The sequence below is a fragment of the Teichococcus vastitatis genome, assembly GCF_003604215.1.
Taxonomy (GTDB): domain Bacteria; phylum Pseudomonadota; class Alphaproteobacteria; order Acetobacterales; family Acetobacteraceae; genus Pseudoroseomonas; species Pseudoroseomonas vastitatis.
Genome location: NZ_QXGS01000052.1, coordinates 1 through 15,704, shown reverse-complemented (window position 1 = coordinate 15,704; position 15,704 = coordinate 1). Strand labels below are relative to the sequence as shown.

The following is a 15,704-nucleotide window of genomic DNA, read 5'->3' as shown; positions in this document are numbered from 1 at the left end:
CGACATGACCGATCAGGCGAAGCGGCCGGCCACCATCCGGCAGATGGTCTGGGGTATCGCCACACTCCACCGCGCCGCCGGCCTGGCGGATCCGACCAAGGCCGAGCCGGTGCGGCTGGCGCTGAAGCGCATGGCCCGCACCCTCGGCGTGCGTCAGCGCCAAGCGGCGCCGCTGGGCGAACTGGAGGTCCAGCGAGTGCTGGCGACCGTCGGTAAGCGGCTCGCGGATATGCGAAATATTGCCCTGCTGCTGGTCATGCGAGATCTGCTGGCCCGCCGGTCAGAGGTGGTGGCTCTGCAGGTCGAGGACGTCGAGTTCAGCGCTGACGGTACCGGCACGGCCACCATCCGCCGCTCCAAAACCGACCAGGCCGGCGAAGGCGCGGTGCGCTGGCTGGCGCCGCGGACCTGCGCCGCGCTGAAAGCCTGGATGGTGGGCGCCGAGATCGTGGAGGGGCCGCTGTTCCGCTCGATCGACAAGGGCGGAAAAGTTGGCGCCTCCCTGACCGACTGCAGCGTGCCGCACATCCTGAAGGCCCTGGCCTCGAAGGCCGGCGTCGACGCGGTGCGGATCAGCGGACACAGCTGCCGGGTCGGCATGGCGCAGGATCTGGTGGCCGCCGGCGCCGAGCTGCCAGCGGTGATGCAGGCCGGCCGGTGGAGCACCCCGACCATGCCGGCGCGCTACAGCGAGCGACTGGCGGCAGGGCGGGGCGCAGTGGCCCGGTTCTACGAGGCGAAGGGGATCTAAGGCGCGAGTAAAAGTAAAAGAGAACAGTTGCGGCGCCCGTTCTGACATGCCATGCTCTCGTCTATGGCGATTTCCGCGCAAGTCATGGCGGTCTTAGACGAAAGCGGCATCCGTAGGGTGACCGCCGATCGCTACCTTCGGCCCCAGCGTGCCGAAGGGCTGATTCCACGAGCTCAGAAGGGGGGCGGCGCTGCTGCCCCTCACTTCGATGCTGGGCAGCTAGCCTATGTCGCCATTGGTCTCGCTGCTCCAGAGCCTATCAAATCTGCAGAAACAGCTCGGATCCTCGGGAACGCTAGCTTCCTCACGGTCTATCCCTACTCGCAGGAACAGCACGAAGAGCTGCAGGGGCAGACACTCCACGGCGCCTTGATCAGTATGATCGAGGGTGTTGCAGCCTTCCTGATGGCCCAGGCTGAAGGGAAGGAACCCAGTGGAGGCAGGCACTTGCCTCACTTCATTAAGTTCTACCTCTCGCCCCTCACGGTTCAGTTGGACTGGATCGGGCGGGATTATTCAGTCGAGCGGCGTGAAATCTACGCCAATAATGACCGTTCGAACAATGACCAAGTGCAGTTCTCACAAGAGAACTCGGTCATTCAGCGTGTTACTGAAATTCCAGGAGCATTTATTTTCCGACTGGGCGAACTCTACTACGATAGTTTGCTCCACCAGTCCGGAAAGCTGCCGATAAATACGGACTCTATGCCAGTGGAGACCCCGGAACGCAAAGACGCCGCCCTGCCAGGGGCGGCGTCCATGCGTACTAACCAGCCAAGCGCGACCCCGGCCGGGACTACTGACAACCCGGAACCTAATAGCGGCAGTGAGAAATCTCAACCGTCGTCGTCGCGCATGGCTGGTCCCTCCAACACCATTAGGAGAGACGAGCATGGCCCAGCGCCGGGTCCTTACCCAGTTACCCCGTGATCTCGGCCGGTTCACCGGCCACACCATCGCTTATCGTTACATCTGGAGCGCGGCCGTTGAGGGCCGCATTCAGGCGGAGCAGGGCAACAACGGCCGCTGGACCTACGATCCCGCCGATGTCCCCCAGATCGCCGCCGCACTTGGCTTGCCAGCCTCGCAGGTGGCCGCATGAGCCCCGCCGAAGCGAACGCCAAGATCCAGAAGTAGAAACCCCTCCGCCGGGGACGAACCGGCGAAGGGGCAGATACGCATGCGCTACACGATCAGAGCGATCTTGATATAGCGCGGATCTGCTGTTTTCGCCACCGGTTTGTCTTCACGGCATCGAAAGCGATGTCCAGTGCAGCAGACTCTCTCTTCCGTTGTAAATCCTGACCGTCCCTGGTGGATGGCGCCCGCGCTCGACGTATCGCCCATCGAAGCTCGGTGTATTGCCCTTCAGCTGATTGCGGGCCGGTCTCGGTTCAACAGTACCCAGCGCAGGTTCCTGTGGTGGGTGGCGTCGGCAAAACTGCCCATGACGCCGTACCGCCGCAGAGTGATGGGCAAGCTGGTGGCGCTGTCCCAGCGCGGCGGCTGGAGGGGCGCAGAATGAGCAGCGCATCCAATCCCTCTCTGGCCGTCTCCGCCTTCACCCTCGACGTGCGCAGCATCACGCCAGAGAACGGCCGCGCTTCCATGCTGGCCCGGATCGAGTTCCGGTCGCCGAACCGCGAGTTCCTCATCCTGGTGAATGGCCGCGGCGTCTGCCTTTTCCCACCCGGTGAGTCCATCGATCCGCCGCTCAAGGACGCCATCCGCGCCGAGGTGAAGCGCCTCCTGGTGATCGCCCTTCGCGAGCAGATCGTCCGCGGCGCGAATTCCCAGAAGATGCTCTGGCGGATAGATCCGCACGGATTGGAGGGACGCCGGCATGTGCGGCCTTGACCCAGCCGTCGCCTCCAAGCTGGTGAAGATCTGCGGCCTGCTGGGGTCGGACCAGGAAGGAGAGCGCTCGGCCGCCGCATGGCAAGCCACGCGCCTCCTCCAGAAGCACGGCATGTCCTGGCAGGATGTGTTCGCGGCATCACCGCTGCCACCACCGTCGCCGCCGCAGCCCTCGCCGGCACCACAGCGCGCATCCCGCCCGTCCTGGGGCCATGTTTCCAAAGTGCACTGGGCATTGGGCTTTCGGTCGCGGCTCACTCCTTGGGAAGGCGCGTTCCTGCAGGAAATCGGCAGACGCCCGAGGATCAGCGCCAAGCAGATAGAAGTGCTGGACGGCATCATCCGCAAGCTGGTGAGCGAAGCGGCATGACGCCCCGGAGAAGGGATATTCTCGGGAGCAATCCCGCTGCCGGCGCGGCTGATCGGCGGCAGCCCTGACCTTCACCGACGAAGAACTCGACGACATCCGCGCTGGCCTCGAGGCCAGTGTTGAGAGCCTGTGCGAGACGCTGCTCGGCAAGCCGACCATGCGGTTGGGCCGTCGTTGGCGCTGGGGCCGCAAAGGGGCCTTCTCCGTCACGGTACGTGGCGCAGGACGCGGCCACTGGCGGAACTTCGACGGCGACGATCACGGCGACATGCTGGCGCTCATCATGCAGGAGCGCGGAGGAGATTTCTCGCAAGCGGTGGAGTGGGCGCGTGGGTTCCTGGGCACCGGGCCCCGCATCGCGCACACCATCCGGCAGCGCCAAGCGACCGTTTCCGTCATCGACGAGGACGCCGCCAGGATTGAGCAGGCCCGCCGGTACTGGAACCAGGGCAAGCCGCCAATCGGCACTCCGGCCGACCTCTACCTCACCGACACTCGCAAGATCCCACGCCCAGCATCGGGCTGGCCGTCCTGTGTTCGCTACCATCCCGGCCGCAATGCCCTAATGGTCGCCGCCACGCTGGCCGACGGCACGGTACAGGCGGTGCAGCTGATCCACCTGACACCCGACGGCAAGAAGCGGCCGCAGGAAGAAGGACGCCCGATCAAGCAGAGCTTCGGGCCCCAGGCAGGAGCCGCTGTAAGGCTCTCTGGCGCCTCCGGGCCGCTGTTGCTGGCGGAGGGTCCGGAAACCGCGCTGAGCCTCTGGGCGGCCACCGGACGCGAAACCTGGGTAGGCTTGGGCGGGGTCGGCAAGCTGCCGGTGCCAGACTTCCGCGTGATCGTGGTCTGCGCCGATGATGACCCGAAGGACGCGCCAGGTTCCAAGGCCCTGCAGAAAACCATCAGCCGCTGGCAGGGCGAAGGCCGCGAGATCGCCATCGCCCGGCCCTGGCCGAACCGGCGCTACAACAAGTCCGACTTCAACGATCTCCTGCAGCAGAACGGGTCTGCCGCCGTGCTGGCCCGGGTCGAGATCGCACTCCAACCGCGCGGCCCTCAGCCGCCGGCCGGCAAGGCTCTGCCGCTGCCCCTCGCTCGGCATCGGCTCGGCCAGGCTGTCACCAGCTTCTTCGAGCGGGCGGCCGAGTACGATCCCGACGTCCAAGACAATGCCGCGCCGATCGTCTGGGGCGCGAAGGTCAGTGTCGGCGTCGGCAAGAGCCACCTCAGCCGCATCGGTGCCGCTCGCTTCCTCGCGGATCTCCGCGCCAGAGGCGACAGGCGAACCATCATCATGGCGGTGCCGACGCACAAGCTGGGCGAGGAGCAGGCCGCGGCCTTCATGGCGCTGCCGGAAGCCCGGGCCGCCGGGCTGACCGCCGGGGTGTGGCGCGGGCGGGAAGCACCGGATCCACAGCAGCCCGGGCAGGCCATGTGCCACGATCTCGACGCGGTGCGGGAGGTGCAGAGCCTCGGGCTCAACATCGAGAAGAGCCTCTGCCGCCATAAGCCGAGAGGCATGCCAGCCGTCGAGTGCCCGTTCCATGGCGCTTGCGGCTATCAACTCCAGAAGCAGGCAATCGCCGATTTCTGGCTGGTGCCGCATGAGAGCCTGTTCCACGAGAAGCCCAAGGCCGTCGGCATCCCGGCCGCGGTGATCGTGGATGAGAGCGTCATCCAGAAGGGCCTGGATGGCGTGGATGGCCTGCCAGTCGATCTGAACCTCGACGCGCTGACCGACGGGGTGTTCATCGCGAACGACCAGCCCGGGCACGCCACCCAGCGTCTGCGCCACGTGCACCGCATCACCCGCGCCGCCCTGGATCAGATGCCGGATGGACCGCTGAACAGGCAGGCGCTGCTGGATCTCGGCCTCACCTTCGAAACCGGCACGGATGGTCAGGTTCATACATGGCGCCGGCTGGTGGATCCCGGCCTCTACCCAGGCATGCCCGCCAAACAGCGCCGGCAGATGGTAGAGGACATCCAGGAGAACCGGCTGGTGAAGCGCACCGCCTGGTTCTTCAAGGCGCTGGCCGAGTTGCTGAAGGATGGCGGGCCCGTGGCGAGCGGCTGGGCCTCCCTCGTCACCAAGGACACGCCCGATGGCCCGCAGCGTGTCATCCGCCTGCGCGGCCGCCGGAGCGTCACCAAGGGCTGGCTGGCGCCGACCCTACTGATCGATGCCCTCCTCGCTCCCGACCTAGCCCGGTTCTACTGGCCCGGCCTGGAGATGGTCGCCGACATCGAGGCGCAAGCCCCGAACATGCGGATCCGCCAGATGACCGGCCGCGACTGGGTGAAGTCCGCCCTGGTGCCGGATGAGCACCAGACCCCCAAGGAGAACGAGCGCCGGCTGAAGAACTCCGAGCGCCTCCGCGCCGCGGTGATGCGGGAGGCCTTCGCCACCTCCGGCAAGGTGCTGGTGGTCACCCAGAAAGCGGTACGGCAGCACTGGGAGACCTGCGGCCATACTCCCGAGAATGTCGATTACGCGCACCATAACGCCGTGGCCGGCATCGACCGCTGGGGCGGCGTGGAGCGCCTGGTGGTGGTCGGCCGCACCCTGCCCCGCCCGGGCGACGTGGAGCGCCTGGCCGAAGCCCTGACCGGCGCTGCGGTGGCCCAGCGTGCCATCCGGTACGAGCGCCGCGACGGGGCCATCCAGCTCGCGGACGGATCCAGCGTCACCGCCGAAGCCGACTTCCACCCCGACCCGGTGGCCGAAGCCATCCGCTGGCAGATCTGCGAGGGCGAGCTGATCCAGATCATTGGCCGTGGCCGTGGCTCCAGCCGGTCCGCCACCAACCCGCTCGAGGTGCTGGTGCTGACCGACCGGCCCCTTCCCCTGGAGATCCATGAGGCCGTGACCTGGGAGAGCCTGATGCCGTCGCCGATCGATCTCATGCTCAGCCGGGAAGGGGTGGCGGTGCTCAGCCCCACCGATGCTGCCCATTGTTTCCCGGATCTTTGGGGGAGCCCGGCCGCCGCCAAGATGGCCTTCAATCGGGACCACAGGGTAACAAACCCCTTTAAGGAATATCTCTATAAGGGGAATGTTACCCTGTGCTTGTCCGCCACCTACCAGAAGGCTGGTGAGCGCCAGCGGCCGGCCAAGGTCATCTTCGACCCCTCCAAAGCGACGGATCTGCACGGCTGGTTGGAGGATCGGATCGGAGAACTGGCCCGGCTGAAGCTGGACGAGCCGCCGCCGGAACCTGATCCGGAGCCCACCCAGCCGGGGGTGGAGGGCGATGACCTCGAAACGGCACATACACCTCATGCGCCGGGCCCAGGTGGTCGTGACGATAGGCTTCGCTTCAAGCGGTCCGTCACTCCAGAGGCAGGCTGCGGCAGCGATCCGCCGCAGATTTCCCTGGCTGCCAAGGGCCGCTCCGTATCGAAACCGACTGGCTTGGAACCTGTGACATGACGAAGATGCTGAAGCCGACCCAGACGCCGACGACCGAGACGGCGGCCACCGTGGTTCAAACTGATTTGGGCCCTGTCACCGCGACGGGCGGCATGAACCCCGAGAACCCGTTCAAGGGCATGGGCGGGAGCGACAACCCAATGTTCAACTCGATGCTGTACCGGGAGGTCCTGGGCGTGGCTTTTGGCCGCCCTGCCGGGGACGAAGAGCAGAAGAGCCGGATCGGATCCGCCGCGGCGCAAGCCATGGCTGGCTTCCAGCCGAAGGACGAGGTCGAGGGCCTGCTGGCGGCCCAGGCGGTGGCCCTGCACTTCGCCGCCATGGAATGCCTGCGCCGATCTGTGATCCCGGATCAGCCGTCCGAGATCGCCGCGAAGATGCGGAAGGATGGAGCCAATCTCGCCCGCTCGATGGTCGAGATGACGGAGGCCCTTCAGCGCCGCCGCGGCAAGGGCCCGCAGGTTGTGCGGGTCGAGCGCGTGGTGGTGCAGGAGGGCGGCCAGGCGATCGTCGGCAACGTCAACAGCGAGGGGAACCGTTGAGCTGGGATCTCACTGCCGCCCGCTTGGCGCCGCGATGTGGCGCCAAGACCCGGGCCGGTACACCCTGCGCGGCGGCCGGCATGGCCAACGGCCGCTGCAAGATGCACGGCGGCAAGAGCACTGGTCCCCGCACGGCAGAAGGGATCGAGCGCATCCGCGCGGCGAGGATGAAGCACGGCATGTTTTCTGGCGAGATGCGGGAGCTCCGAGCACTGATCCGCGAGTTGAAGGCAGAGCAGAAAGTGCTCAGGGAGAAAGCATGATCCAGATGTTCGACGTTCGCGGAAACGCTCTGAAGCTTCTGCAGCGCATCTATGCAGAGACCCGTGGCGACCAGAACCATGACGTAAAGACAGCTGGCCTGATCCAGCAAATGGGTCTGGATGCGCGAGACGGCCAAGCCGCGGCCGGCTACCTGATCAAGCGGCGCCTGGTTGAAGATCTGGGACTAGTCAGCACTTTTCCGGTCGTCTTTATCACCGCGGATGGCATTGATCAGATTGAGCGTGCTCTTCGGAATCCCCAGCAAGGCTCGGATTTCTTCCCGCCAGCCGTACAGATCCTGCAGATCCAAAGCATGTCAGGTGGTGTTGTTCAGCAAGGTAGCCAGGCGTCTCCAGTGACGCAGAACAACCACGCGGGCATCGACCTGTCAGCACTAGCCACCCAACTCGGCACCTTGTGCGCGGCGCTGGCCAAGGAGGCGACCCTGACCGAGCACTATGTTGCGGTCGGGCAGATAGCTTCTGCGCAGATAGCCGCCAACGAAGGCAATCCAGAGAAGGTGGGCGGTAGTCTCCGCATGCTGGGGAAAGCCGGCCAATGGGTAACCGATAAGGCCGACAAGATCGGCACTACGTTGGTGATCGAGGCTCTGAAAAGGTGGCCGGGATCTGGAGAATGAATCGCTTCCTTCGAGCCTTTTCACTTTCGATAATTTGCCTTCTCAGGCCAATCTTTAACCTGCTGCGGGTGACATGGAAAATTTCTTTGATTTAACGACCATTAAATCTGTCACTGGAACACTTGGGGAAATTTGGAAACCGCTCGCTACAGTTGGAACTCCGCTTCTGGCGGCTCTATCCTGGTTTGTCAGGAAATGGAGAATAAGAGTCCGCAAGCGGCGCGAGGCTGCAGAAGCAGCAGCTATGCGCCGGAAGGAATGGTCCGAGGAACTGGAAAAGCAGCTTTCAGCTGTAGCTAGCTACTACAACGATGCGGCACAGCGCCTAAGCGAGATTCTGGATCTTGTAAGTTCTGACGCAGTAAACATTAATCTTCCCATTGCTAATATAAAAAATATAGTTGAGAAGCCCCCTCTAATAATTAACTTTGGCGACATTGAGAAACTTAAAATATCAAAAGAAGTAAAGCCTTTCCTAGAAACTTCAAATAAAAGATATGAACTCTATAGCGCGCTTTTGGAGGAATCTAGAAGTAAAGAGCGGGCTTTTGCTATGCCAGTAGATATGATTAGAAGTATGCGTGATTACCTACTTAAAAGTCGGAAGCAGGCGAACCAAGCGGCGTTCTTTCTAAAAGTTTACATTCTTTTAAATGTACCAGAAGAAAGAAATACCTCCAAGTTTCCTGTTATGCGCTCTTCTTCCGAGCGAGATCGGGAGCGGTCTGATTAGCGTTACCTTATCTCTCGCGCCGCTATGACGCTGGCGATCAGGTCTAGGATGGCAACCGGATTCACTGCTTCCTCCATCAAAGCATTGATCTAGCAATCTAACGAGAATGCAGTAATATACACTCATCTCGCGGCCTTCCGGCCCGATCCCAGTAACGCAGCACCGCTGCACCAGGCGCCGCCTGGATGGATCAACCGGAGCGGCCGTGGGCATCTCCCGCATCGAATTCCGAACTGACCCGGCCAATGCGTCGCGCCCCACCGATTGGGCAGCCGCGGCATCCTTCCTGCCGCAAGCGCCGGATCTCAACAGTCCCGAATTGAACCAGCACGGCAAGACCCGTCGCGACATGGTGGCCGAGCTGGTTGGCGCCGGCACCGAGAGTCGCGCGGATGCCGATGTTCGTCGCCAATTCTGCGAGGCGTTCGCTCGCCGCAGCGGCTTTGCCCTTTCCTTCGATGGCGTGCCCGATTGCCTCGTGCCGCTCTACTTCGAAAGTAGGTTCGAGGAGTGGAACGGTGCCCCGGGCCAAGCGGAAGCGCTGATCCTTCGCGCTGATGAAAGAAATCCCTGATGCGTACCATTCGCAACACATCGAAGCGCTACATCACCTTCCCCAGCCACATCAGCATCGCGCCGGGCCAGCACGCCTCCATTCCTGAAGCATTTGTCCAGCGTGCTGACGTCCAGGCGCTGATCGCCGCGGGTGAGCTGCAGGATGTGACGCCGGGGGGCGCCGGCTGATGGGCGCGTTCGGACCCAAGATCACACCATTGCCGGGCCCCCGCTTCCATGTGGACAAGCAAGCTCGTCGACGCAAACCGGATGTCCCCTACCGCTCTCCTTACCCGACCTACGCGGAACTCACCGCATCAGCCCAGCACAGGAAGGACACCATGAAGACCGAGTTCCGGATGGATCAGATCCGCTCACCCCGCAGCGCTGAGGAAGCGCGAGCCATGATGATCCAGCGTGACAAGCAAGACGAGGGGATCCGGATGGATGCCGCGCGATCGCCTGAGAAGATCATCAGTGCTCAGCAGGCGCGCAATGTGATGATGCGCCGGGGCAGCCGGTAATGACGCAGGATGGCGAGAAGGCCACACGCCGGGCAGTCATCAACGCTTTGACCCAGCCCGGCGGGTTGTTCCCGTCCGGCATCACCGTCATCTATGACGGCCAGGAAATCGCCCTCGACATCCTCGATGATGCGATGACCTGGGTCACGCTGGATCGCCAGGCTGCTAAGCGGTCCAGTGCTTCCTTCGATCCGATTGCATCCCTGACGCGGCATCTTCCGAAAGCGCTGGAGGCACATCGCAAGTACCTGCGCTCTCTCGAGGGGCGGCCACACGGTTACAGCGCAGGCCGTGGTCACGAGGTAGTCGAGCGACGGGCTGCAATCTCGCCGCGCCGCCCGTTGGAAACGCCCTTACTGCTCAGCAGTCAGGGGGCGTGATGACTCCTGATAAATCTGGTCCTCAGGAGCAATCCGCTATCCCCGGCCTGGCGGAAGTCGCGTCCGAGGGGCAAGCCAAGGTGGCACGCCTCGACGCCATTGCCGCAGAGGGCAATGCGCTGAACAGCGTGCGTAAGCGTGCGCTCTCCCGGATCCAGCAGATGCAGGCCGATGCGCTCGCCGGCCGTCCCGTCGACATGCTCGAGTTCTCCATCCTGAAGTCCGAGGTGGAGCGTGCGGAAGCCCGGCTCGATGAGCTGATTGCTGCCGGCGAGGCGCTTGCGGACGAGCTGTCCAGGGTGCCCGGGCAGATTGCCGCGGTGGTACGGCCAGCCATGGAACGGCGAGAGCGCATCGCTGAGGCAAGCCAGGCGAAGGGGTACAGAGCATGATCGTCCGCGCTTTGGAGACCCTTCTCTCCTTCAAGGTCGATCAGCGCGGCCTGAATGAGTTTGATCGCGGTCTCAACCAAGCGGTCCGGCGAGCGGAGCAGGTCACCATCGGCATTGCGCGGATGGCCGCCGGCGTCGCGGCTGGCATCGCTTCGGCGCTCGGTGTGAACGAGATCATCCGTGCTGGTGACGAGATGACCAGCACCATGAACCGGCTGCAATCCGCAACCGGCTCCATGGACGGCGCGTCGCGGGCTTTCGAGAGCTTGTACTCCTCTGCCCGCGAGACAGGCGTGGCGCTGACCGAGACCTCGCAAGCCTTCTTACGCTTCAGTCCGGCCATGAAGACGGCCGGCTACGGGATGGCCGACACGATCAGTCTGATCGACGGGATCCAGAAGGGACTGCTCGCGGCCGGTTCGTCGGCGGCTGAGACGTCCTCGGTGTTCCTCCAGCTCGGTCAGGCGATCAACAGCGGGAATTTCGCCGGAGATGAGCTCAAGGCCTTCCTCGAGGCTGCGCCGCCCGCCCTGGTGAACCGGTTCGCCGAAGCGCTGGGCGCGACGAACGCGCAGCTGCGCGAGATGGGCTCCGAAGGGAAGCTGACGACCAAGAACGTCCTCCCCGCCCTCATCGAGGCCGCCAAAGCTGGTCGCGATGAATTCGGCCGCATGCAAGTCACCGTCGGCCTGGCGACAGCCCGCACTCGCGTCGCCATGGACCGCCTGGTCGCGGATCTGGAGCGGGCATTTGGCTTCACCCGCCTCCTTGCAGACGCGATCGAAGCAGTTGGCCGGAAGTTCGACGAGTGGCGACGATACATTCCGGGCATCCGCGACACCGTGAATGAGCTGGGCGGTCTCGAGCGGATCATGGGAGCGCTCCTCTGGGGCATCCCGCCTGTGACCCTTGCCATCCTGGCGATGAATGGCGCTCTGACTGCGTTGCTGGTGCGGGCGGCGCTGATCGCCAGTCCCTTCCTGGCAGCCTCCGCCGCGGTCGTCTTCTTCGGCGCCATGCTGCAGGATTTCTATGCCTGGGTGACGAGCGCCAACACCAAGACCCTGTTCGGTGAGTGGTTCGGTCCGTTCGAGGATCTGATCGCGCCGCTGAAGGGCGTCTTCCAGGACGTGAAGACCCTCTTCACTGGGGCCCCGGACGAGATCATCGCCGCCTGGGATCGGCTGAAGGCCTACTTCCGGAACTGGGCCGGTGAGGCGTTCGCCAACTTCCCGCCGGCCATGAGGAAGTGGCTCGGCTACGAAGGCGGGCAGGATGCGAAGCCGCCGCAGGATCTGCCGGCCTATGGCGCGCAGGCCGGTGCCCTGACGCAGGAGCGCATCACCAACCCGCTATTCGGCAAGCTATCGGACTTCCTGGGTATGCTGGGCTTCAATCGTCAGGTGCAGCAACCTGATGGAACGATGCGTCCATTGCGGCCGGGCGAGAGCATGCTTGATGCGATGACTGGCTCGGACATGATCGCGCGCATGCGGCCCACCAACAACACCACGGCGACCCAGAACAACACCTTCAACCAGAATGTCACCGTCAATGCGACGGGCGTCTCTGGGGCAGAGGTGGCGGCCGGCGCAAACGCTGGAGTGGACCGCGCCAATGCCGGATTCAACAGCGCCATGGAGCAGCTATCCCGCCAGTTCCGCATGGCCCTGCCCGGGGCTGAGGGCGCCGGCGGAATGTTAGGGGCGGCGCCGTAAGGGTCAGTAAGGCAGTAGAGCTTACTCTATCGCCTTCACCACCTGATCGATGAAGTCGACAAGGATGGCCTCGTAGGCTGCAACATCGTCGCCTGAAATTTCAAACCTAGGCTGACGTTCCCCTGTGTGTGGGATCAACAAAACAGGGTGAATGCTTCCAAGGGTATCAACGTTGAAAACGACTTTCCTGGCGCTTCCGCGAACGCCGGAAAGGACCACGTGAACTTGCGCAAGACCAGAACTGCGGCTGTTTTCCTCAGACCCTATCGCTAGTTCCATGTCATGACCGCTGATCGTTCCATTGACGTTGGTGATAGCTTGCTGAAGGTCGGAGTACGATTTCTCCCAACGCTCTACGGCCGTTTTCCTCTTCTGTGCGACTTCCTGCTTGGCTCTTTCCTCCGCCTGCAGCTTCTCAGCAGCCTGGCGATCCTTCTGGCCCTTGAGGTTCAATGCCGCATCCAGACGGCTGCTTAGTCTTTTATCCATCAGGGTTAAGCCTCTCCGGTTCGCAGTAAGCAGAATTATCGAGAACAGCAAAAAGGGGCCAGTTAGGCCCCTTATGTTCTGTGCGAGTTTGCTCGAAGCTTAGGCGTCTTCGAACTCGATCTTCATGCGAACACCCATGACCTGGGCCGCACGCGCAACAGTGTCGAGCTGCACTTTAGGGTTCTCTGGGTCAAAGAGGCGATCAACCTGAGTTCGACTGGTGTTCATCCGCTTTGCCACTTGAGCCTTCGAAAGCCGTTGCCTCTTGCGAATCTCTTCCAGCTGCCAAGCGATCACACGCTTGGTCGCCAGGCCAACAACCTCTTCGAGGATCCCTTCCTCAGTGAGGAAATCATCGAGAGAGGAACCAGCGCAGCCAGAAATCTCTTTCTCGACGGTCATTGTTTTCTTTGCCCCTCTATCGGATCCGGCAACCCTTCATTCGGGCCCGTGCCAGATCCAATTCCTGTTTCGGTGTCTGCTGTGCCTTCTTGAAGAAGGCATGCAGCAGCATTGCTTCCTGTCCTTGCACGAAAAACAGAACGCGTAGCTCTCGATTGCTGTTTAAAGAAGTGCGTACCTCATGAAGGCCGTCACCCATAGGGCGGCATGTCGGCATACCGATCGGCCACCCAAACTCTACAGTCTTTAGGTCGTCTCCAACCTTTACCTTGTCATTCTTTGACAAGCCCCTAATCAGATCACGGACTGGTTCGGCGCCTTTCTCGGACCGCCAAAACCTCACTGTAATCTTCTTCTCAGCGGCCCCGGTCACAGCAGCCGCCGTTGATATATGTACCTTACACGGTGCATTTTGAGGGTCAATCTGAATGTAAGTTTGGAGTGTCTCATATCGCGAGGACGTGAGACGGAGCTTACCGGCCCTGCCCTTCCAGCTTTTGGATACAGGCGTTCCGGATCCAGGCCGATCGACCCATGCCATCAGCCTTAGCGGCCGCATCGATCCGCTTCCGGAGAGCCTCCTCCATCCGGATCATGGTTGGCTTCATCCCGCTTTCATCCGCCGGCTCGACCTTCTCAGGCACTTTCCCAGCAGCCTGGATGAACTTCTCCGCCGCGACCTCATCAGGTGGCGGCGTACTGCTTCCCGGTTTACGCGCGATTGCCAATGTATTGCGTCCTGGTATCGTTTATCTATTGGAACGCAATATCTGCTAAAGCACCCAGCTCTTCAATGGCTTTGGCGTCTCGGGGCTGGATTTCCGTCACCGCCCGGCCCTGCGACGCAGCGTTGGGAAATGCCTTCCGCCGCACGAGCATGGCCTTCAGGCCCTCGACACCATCCACCTCGCTCAGGGCCTGCTGAGCGTCAGCGTTGTCGCGGCCCTGGGCATCGGCCGCATTGAGAAAGGCCATGGCCCGTAGATCAGGATTGATCTCTCGGGCCTCCTTCACCAACGCCGCTACCTGATCCAGAGCCCAGACGTCGAAGCTGCGAGGCTGAACCGGCACCAGCAGGGCGTCGGCCACCGTCAGTGCAGCGCGCAGGCTGCCGGTGTCGCGGCCGCCCACGTCGATGATGACGTCCTGATACTTGGGCGCGAGCTGGCGCACCTGCGTCCGAACCGCCGCTCCATGGAGCGCGACAGAGGTGTAGCCGGGCTTGCCGAGGGTGTCGGCGCGCAGCTGGGTAAACAGGCTGGCGGTGCCCTGCTCGTCGCCATCCACCAGCAGCACGTCACGGCCGGCTAAGGCGCGCAGTACCGCCAAATTGACGGCCACGGTGGTCTTGCCGACCCCGCCCTTCGTGTTGCCCACCACCAAAATCATGCAAACCCCCCACTACGAGCGATTGACATGCGATATACAAACGCATTACCAACGCAATCACGGAGGCAGCTTAACGCATAACAGCGTAAAGCAGAAGCTGAAGCGGCCGGGAAGTAGGGCGGCCACCCTACTGCCCGGCCTAACCACCACCTACTCGCGCAAGGAGCAAGGCCATGGCTACGTATGTCTCTACACCCGTGCCAGCGCTCAGAAGAAGACCCTCGATCGACGTTGCCGACGTCGTCCCCACCCGCAGCCAGGTCGCCGCGGCATACCTTGCCACCGGATCCCTGCCCCCGCTCCGCACCTTCCTGGCAGCCGAACCCTCCGGTACCGACTACATCGCCTCCGCCATGCTCGGCAGCGTTGCCGTCGGCGTCATGCTCGTGGCGGGGCTGGCGTGATGGCCCAGATCAGCGACGAGTTCCGGAAGCACTATGAGGCGGTCTCCGGCGCCGTGTCCGACATCGGGAATGCGCTGGGCCTCCTCGGAATGATCATCGAGGCGAACGAGCCCGCGCTTCCGGAGCCTGTCCAGGGCCGGCTGAACTACCTCTACTTCCAGCTTGTGAGCCATCAGCAGGAAGCCGAGCGGCGCCTGCCCCTCCTCTGGGCCGCACCAAAGGAGGAGGCGTGATGTCCCTTTCGAGAAGATCCACCATGGCCGCCATGCTGCCGATCGTCATCGGTCCGACCTTGGCGTCGGCCGCGGCGCCCGTCGATCCTGCCCTCGACACCTACCGCCAGGTGATGGCCGAGAAGGACGGAGTTGAGACCGGCGACAGCTGGGCTGCCGTAGAGCGCTGGTGTGAGTCCGAGCGCGATGCGCTTCAGGCTCTCACTGACCAGATGCCGCCGGGTGTCGAGGCCTTGCTGCGCCGCGTGGCTCTGCTGGGTGACCGGCTCGAGGATGCCGCGCACTGGGGTCTTCAGGATGAAGAAGCGGAGCTGATCTGGGCGCTCAGCGACCGCGCCAAGGCCCTCCTGGAGCATCAGGCATGACGCGCCACTCCATCCCGGCCACCCAGCGCTGCGCCTGGTGCTGGAAGAGCTTCGACACCGTTACGGAGCGCAAGACCCACGAGCATCTGCTGCACCGAGCGAACCTCGCCCGAACCCAGGAGGCCGAGGCGCACGCCAGGATGCAGCATTACCACGCTGACCGCATGGCGGTGCTGCGCGGTCGGGCGCCGGCACCGTGAACACGCGGCAATAACCAGCCCTTTCCAAGCACATGACGCGGCCAGAAGGCCGCGTTTCTC

Annotated in this window: 25 protein-coding genes; 20 read left to right on the top strand and 5 right to left on the bottom strand. The window is 63.2% G+C overall.

Going from position 1 to position 15,704, the window contains the following annotated elements; all coding sequences use genetic code 11:
- From D2K64_RS21460 to D2K64_RS21400, 16 genes are all read left to right on the top strand, one after another.
- The coding region (locus D2K64_RS21460) for a tyrosine-type recombinase/integrase (RefSeq protein WP_157986011.1) at positions 1 to 751 on the top strand (751 nt) is incomplete at its 5' end.
- A gap of 63 nt (positions 752 to 814) precedes the next feature.
- Positions 815 to 1,681 (top strand): hypothetical protein, encoded by an 867-nt coding sequence (locus D2K64_RS24685; RefSeq protein WP_157986010.1) that lies wholly within the window; start codon positions 815 to 817, stop codon positions 1,679 to 1,681.
- Complete coding sequence (locus tag D2K64_RS21455) at positions 1,644 to 1,853, top strand: hypothetical protein (protein WP_120010414.1); 210 nt, start codon at positions 1,644 to 1,646, stop codon at positions 1,851 to 1,853. Before D2K64_RS24685 ends, D2K64_RS21455 begins: the two co-directional genes overlap by 38 nt.
- 419 nt (positions 1,854 to 2,272) lie before the next feature.
- Positions 2,273 to 2,608 (top strand): hypothetical protein, encoded by a 336-nt coding sequence (locus tag D2K64_RS21450; protein WP_120010413.1) that lies wholly within the window; start codon positions 2,273 to 2,275, stop codon positions 2,606 to 2,608.
- On the top strand, positions 2,595 to 2,978 hold the full coding sequence (locus D2K64_RS21445) for a hypothetical protein (protein ID WP_120010412.1): 384 nt from the start codon (positions 2,595 to 2,597) through the stop codon (positions 2,976 to 2,978). Before D2K64_RS21450 ends, D2K64_RS21445 begins: the two co-directional genes overlap by 14 nt.
- 157 nt (positions 2,979 to 3,135) lie before the next feature.
- The gene (locus D2K64_RS21440; protein ID WP_120010411.1) at positions 3,136 to 6,414 is read left to right on the top strand and encodes a DUF7146 domain-containing protein; all 3,279 of its coding nucleotides are present in this window, start codon (positions 3,136 to 3,138) and stop codon (positions 6,412 to 6,414) included.
- Positions 6,411 to 6,956, top strand: coding sequence for a hypothetical protein (locus tag D2K64_RS21435; RefSeq protein ID WP_120010410.1), 546 nt, complete (start codon positions 6,411 to 6,413; stop codon positions 6,954 to 6,956). The genes D2K64_RS21440 and D2K64_RS21435 overlap by 4 nt, the downstream gene beginning before the upstream one ends.
- On the top strand, positions 6,953 to 7,219 hold the full coding sequence (locus D2K64_RS21430; protein ID WP_274379322.1) for an HGGxSTG domain-containing protein: 267 nt from the start codon (positions 6,953 to 6,955) through the stop codon (positions 7,217 to 7,219). Before D2K64_RS21435 ends, D2K64_RS21430 begins: the two co-directional genes overlap by 4 nt.
- The gene (locus D2K64_RS21425) at positions 7,216 to 7,860 is read left to right on the top strand and encodes a hypothetical protein (RefSeq protein ID WP_120010408.1); all 645 of its coding nucleotides are present in this window, start codon (positions 7,216 to 7,218) and stop codon (positions 7,858 to 7,860) included. The genes D2K64_RS21430 and D2K64_RS21425 overlap by 4 nt, the downstream gene beginning before the upstream one ends.
- Positions 7,861 to 7,933: 73 nt before the next feature.
- Positions 7,934 to 8,593: a hypothetical protein gene (locus D2K64_RS24680; protein ID WP_157986009.1), complete on the top strand. Its 660-nt coding sequence runs from the start codon at positions 7,934 to 7,936 to the stop codon at positions 8,591 to 8,593.
- 205 nt (positions 8,594 to 8,798) lie between these two features.
- Positions 8,799 to 9,167, top strand: coding sequence for a hypothetical protein (locus D2K64_RS21420; protein ID WP_120010407.1), 369 nt, complete (start codon positions 8,799 to 8,801; stop codon positions 9,165 to 9,167).
- On the top strand, positions 9,167 to 9,337 hold the full coding sequence (locus D2K64_RS24675; RefSeq protein ID WP_157986008.1) for a hypothetical protein: 171 nt from the start codon (positions 9,167 to 9,169) through the stop codon (positions 9,335 to 9,337). The genes D2K64_RS21420 and D2K64_RS24675 overlap by 1 nt, the downstream gene beginning before the upstream one ends.
- 152 nt (positions 9,338 to 9,489) lie before the next feature.
- On the top strand, positions 9,490 to 9,672 hold the full coding sequence (locus tag D2K64_RS21415; RefSeq protein ID WP_120010406.1) for a hypothetical protein: 183 nt from the start codon (positions 9,490 to 9,492) through the stop codon (positions 9,670 to 9,672).
- Positions 9,672 to 10,052, top strand: a complete 381-nt coding sequence (locus tag D2K64_RS21410) for a hypothetical protein (protein WP_120010405.1) — start codon at positions 9,672 to 9,674, stop codon at positions 10,050 to 10,052. Before D2K64_RS21415 ends, D2K64_RS21410 begins: the two co-directional genes overlap by 1 nt.
- Positions 10,049 to 10,444, top strand: a complete 396-nt coding sequence (locus D2K64_RS21405) for a hypothetical protein (RefSeq protein WP_157986007.1) — start codon at positions 10,049 to 10,051, stop codon at positions 10,442 to 10,444. Before D2K64_RS21410 ends, D2K64_RS21405 begins: the two co-directional genes overlap by 4 nt.
- Positions 10,441 to 12,162 carry a tape measure protein gene (locus D2K64_RS21400; protein ID WP_120010403.1) on the top strand — a complete coding sequence of 574 codons (1,722 nt, stop codon included), beginning with the start codon at positions 10,441 to 10,443 and terminating at the stop codon, positions 12,160 to 12,162. The genes D2K64_RS21405 and D2K64_RS21400 overlap by 4 nt, the downstream gene beginning before the upstream one ends.
- 21 nt (positions 12,163 to 12,183) lie before the next feature.
- Here the strand turns inward: D2K64_RS21400 and D2K64_RS21395 are convergent, their stop codons facing one another.
- The 5 genes from D2K64_RS21395 to D2K64_RS21375 all read right to left on the bottom strand — a co-directional run bounded on the left by D2K64_RS21395 (position 12,184) and on the right by D2K64_RS21375 (position 14,442).
- On the bottom strand, positions 12,184 to 12,651 hold the full coding sequence (locus tag D2K64_RS21395; protein WP_157986006.1) for a hypothetical protein: 468 nt from the start codon (positions 12,649 to 12,651) through the stop codon (positions 12,184 to 12,186).
- Between the two features lie 99 nt (positions 12,652 to 12,750).
- Positions 12,751 to 13,053 (bottom strand): helix-turn-helix domain-containing protein, encoded by a 303-nt coding sequence (locus D2K64_RS21390; protein WP_120010401.1) that lies wholly within the window; start codon positions 13,051 to 13,053, stop codon positions 12,751 to 12,753.
- 16 nt (positions 13,054 to 13,069) lie between these two features.
- Positions 13,070 to 13,594 carry a type II toxin-antitoxin system RelE/ParE family toxin gene (locus tag D2K64_RS21385; protein WP_120010400.1) on the bottom strand — a complete coding sequence of 175 codons (525 nt, stop codon included), beginning with the start codon at positions 13,592 to 13,594 and terminating at the stop codon, positions 13,070 to 13,072.
- On the bottom strand, positions 13,527 to 13,781 hold the full coding sequence (locus D2K64_RS21380; protein WP_120010399.1) for a ribbon-helix-helix domain-containing protein: 255 nt from the start codon (positions 13,779 to 13,781) through the stop codon (positions 13,527 to 13,529). The genes D2K64_RS21385 and D2K64_RS21380 overlap by 68 nt, the downstream gene beginning before the upstream one ends.
- A 25-nt stretch (positions 13,782 to 13,806) precedes the next feature.
- A complete protein-coding gene (locus D2K64_RS21375) occupies positions 13,807 to 14,442 on the bottom strand; it encodes an AAA family ATPase (protein ID WP_120010398.1) in 636 nt (211 codons plus the stop codon).
- 173 nt (positions 14,443 to 14,615) lie between these two features.
- On the opposite strand from D2K64_RS21375, the gene D2K64_RS21370 reads away from it, so the two are divergent.
- The 4 genes from D2K64_RS21370 to D2K64_RS21355 are packed head-to-tail and all read left to right on the top strand — an operon-like array spanning position 14,616 to position 15,644.
- Positions 14,616 to 14,846, top strand: coding sequence for a hypothetical protein (locus D2K64_RS21370; RefSeq protein ID WP_120010397.1), 231 nt, complete (start codon positions 14,616 to 14,618; stop codon positions 14,844 to 14,846).
- A complete protein-coding gene (locus D2K64_RS21365) occupies positions 14,846 to 15,079 on the top strand; it encodes a hypothetical protein (RefSeq protein ID WP_120010396.1) in 234 nt (77 codons plus the stop codon). The genes D2K64_RS21370 and D2K64_RS21365 overlap by 1 nt, the downstream gene beginning before the upstream one ends.
- A gap of 23 nt (positions 15,080 to 15,102) precedes the next feature.
- Positions 15,103 to 15,444, top strand: a complete 342-nt coding sequence (locus D2K64_RS21360) for a hypothetical protein (RefSeq protein ID WP_120010395.1) — start codon at positions 15,103 to 15,105, stop codon at positions 15,442 to 15,444.
- Positions 15,441 to 15,644: a hypothetical protein gene (locus D2K64_RS21355; RefSeq protein WP_120010394.1), complete on the top strand. Its 204-nt coding sequence runs from the start codon at positions 15,441 to 15,443 to the stop codon at positions 15,642 to 15,644. Before D2K64_RS21360 ends, D2K64_RS21355 begins: the two co-directional genes overlap by 4 nt.
- Positions 15,645 to 15,704: the final 60 nt, after the last annotated feature.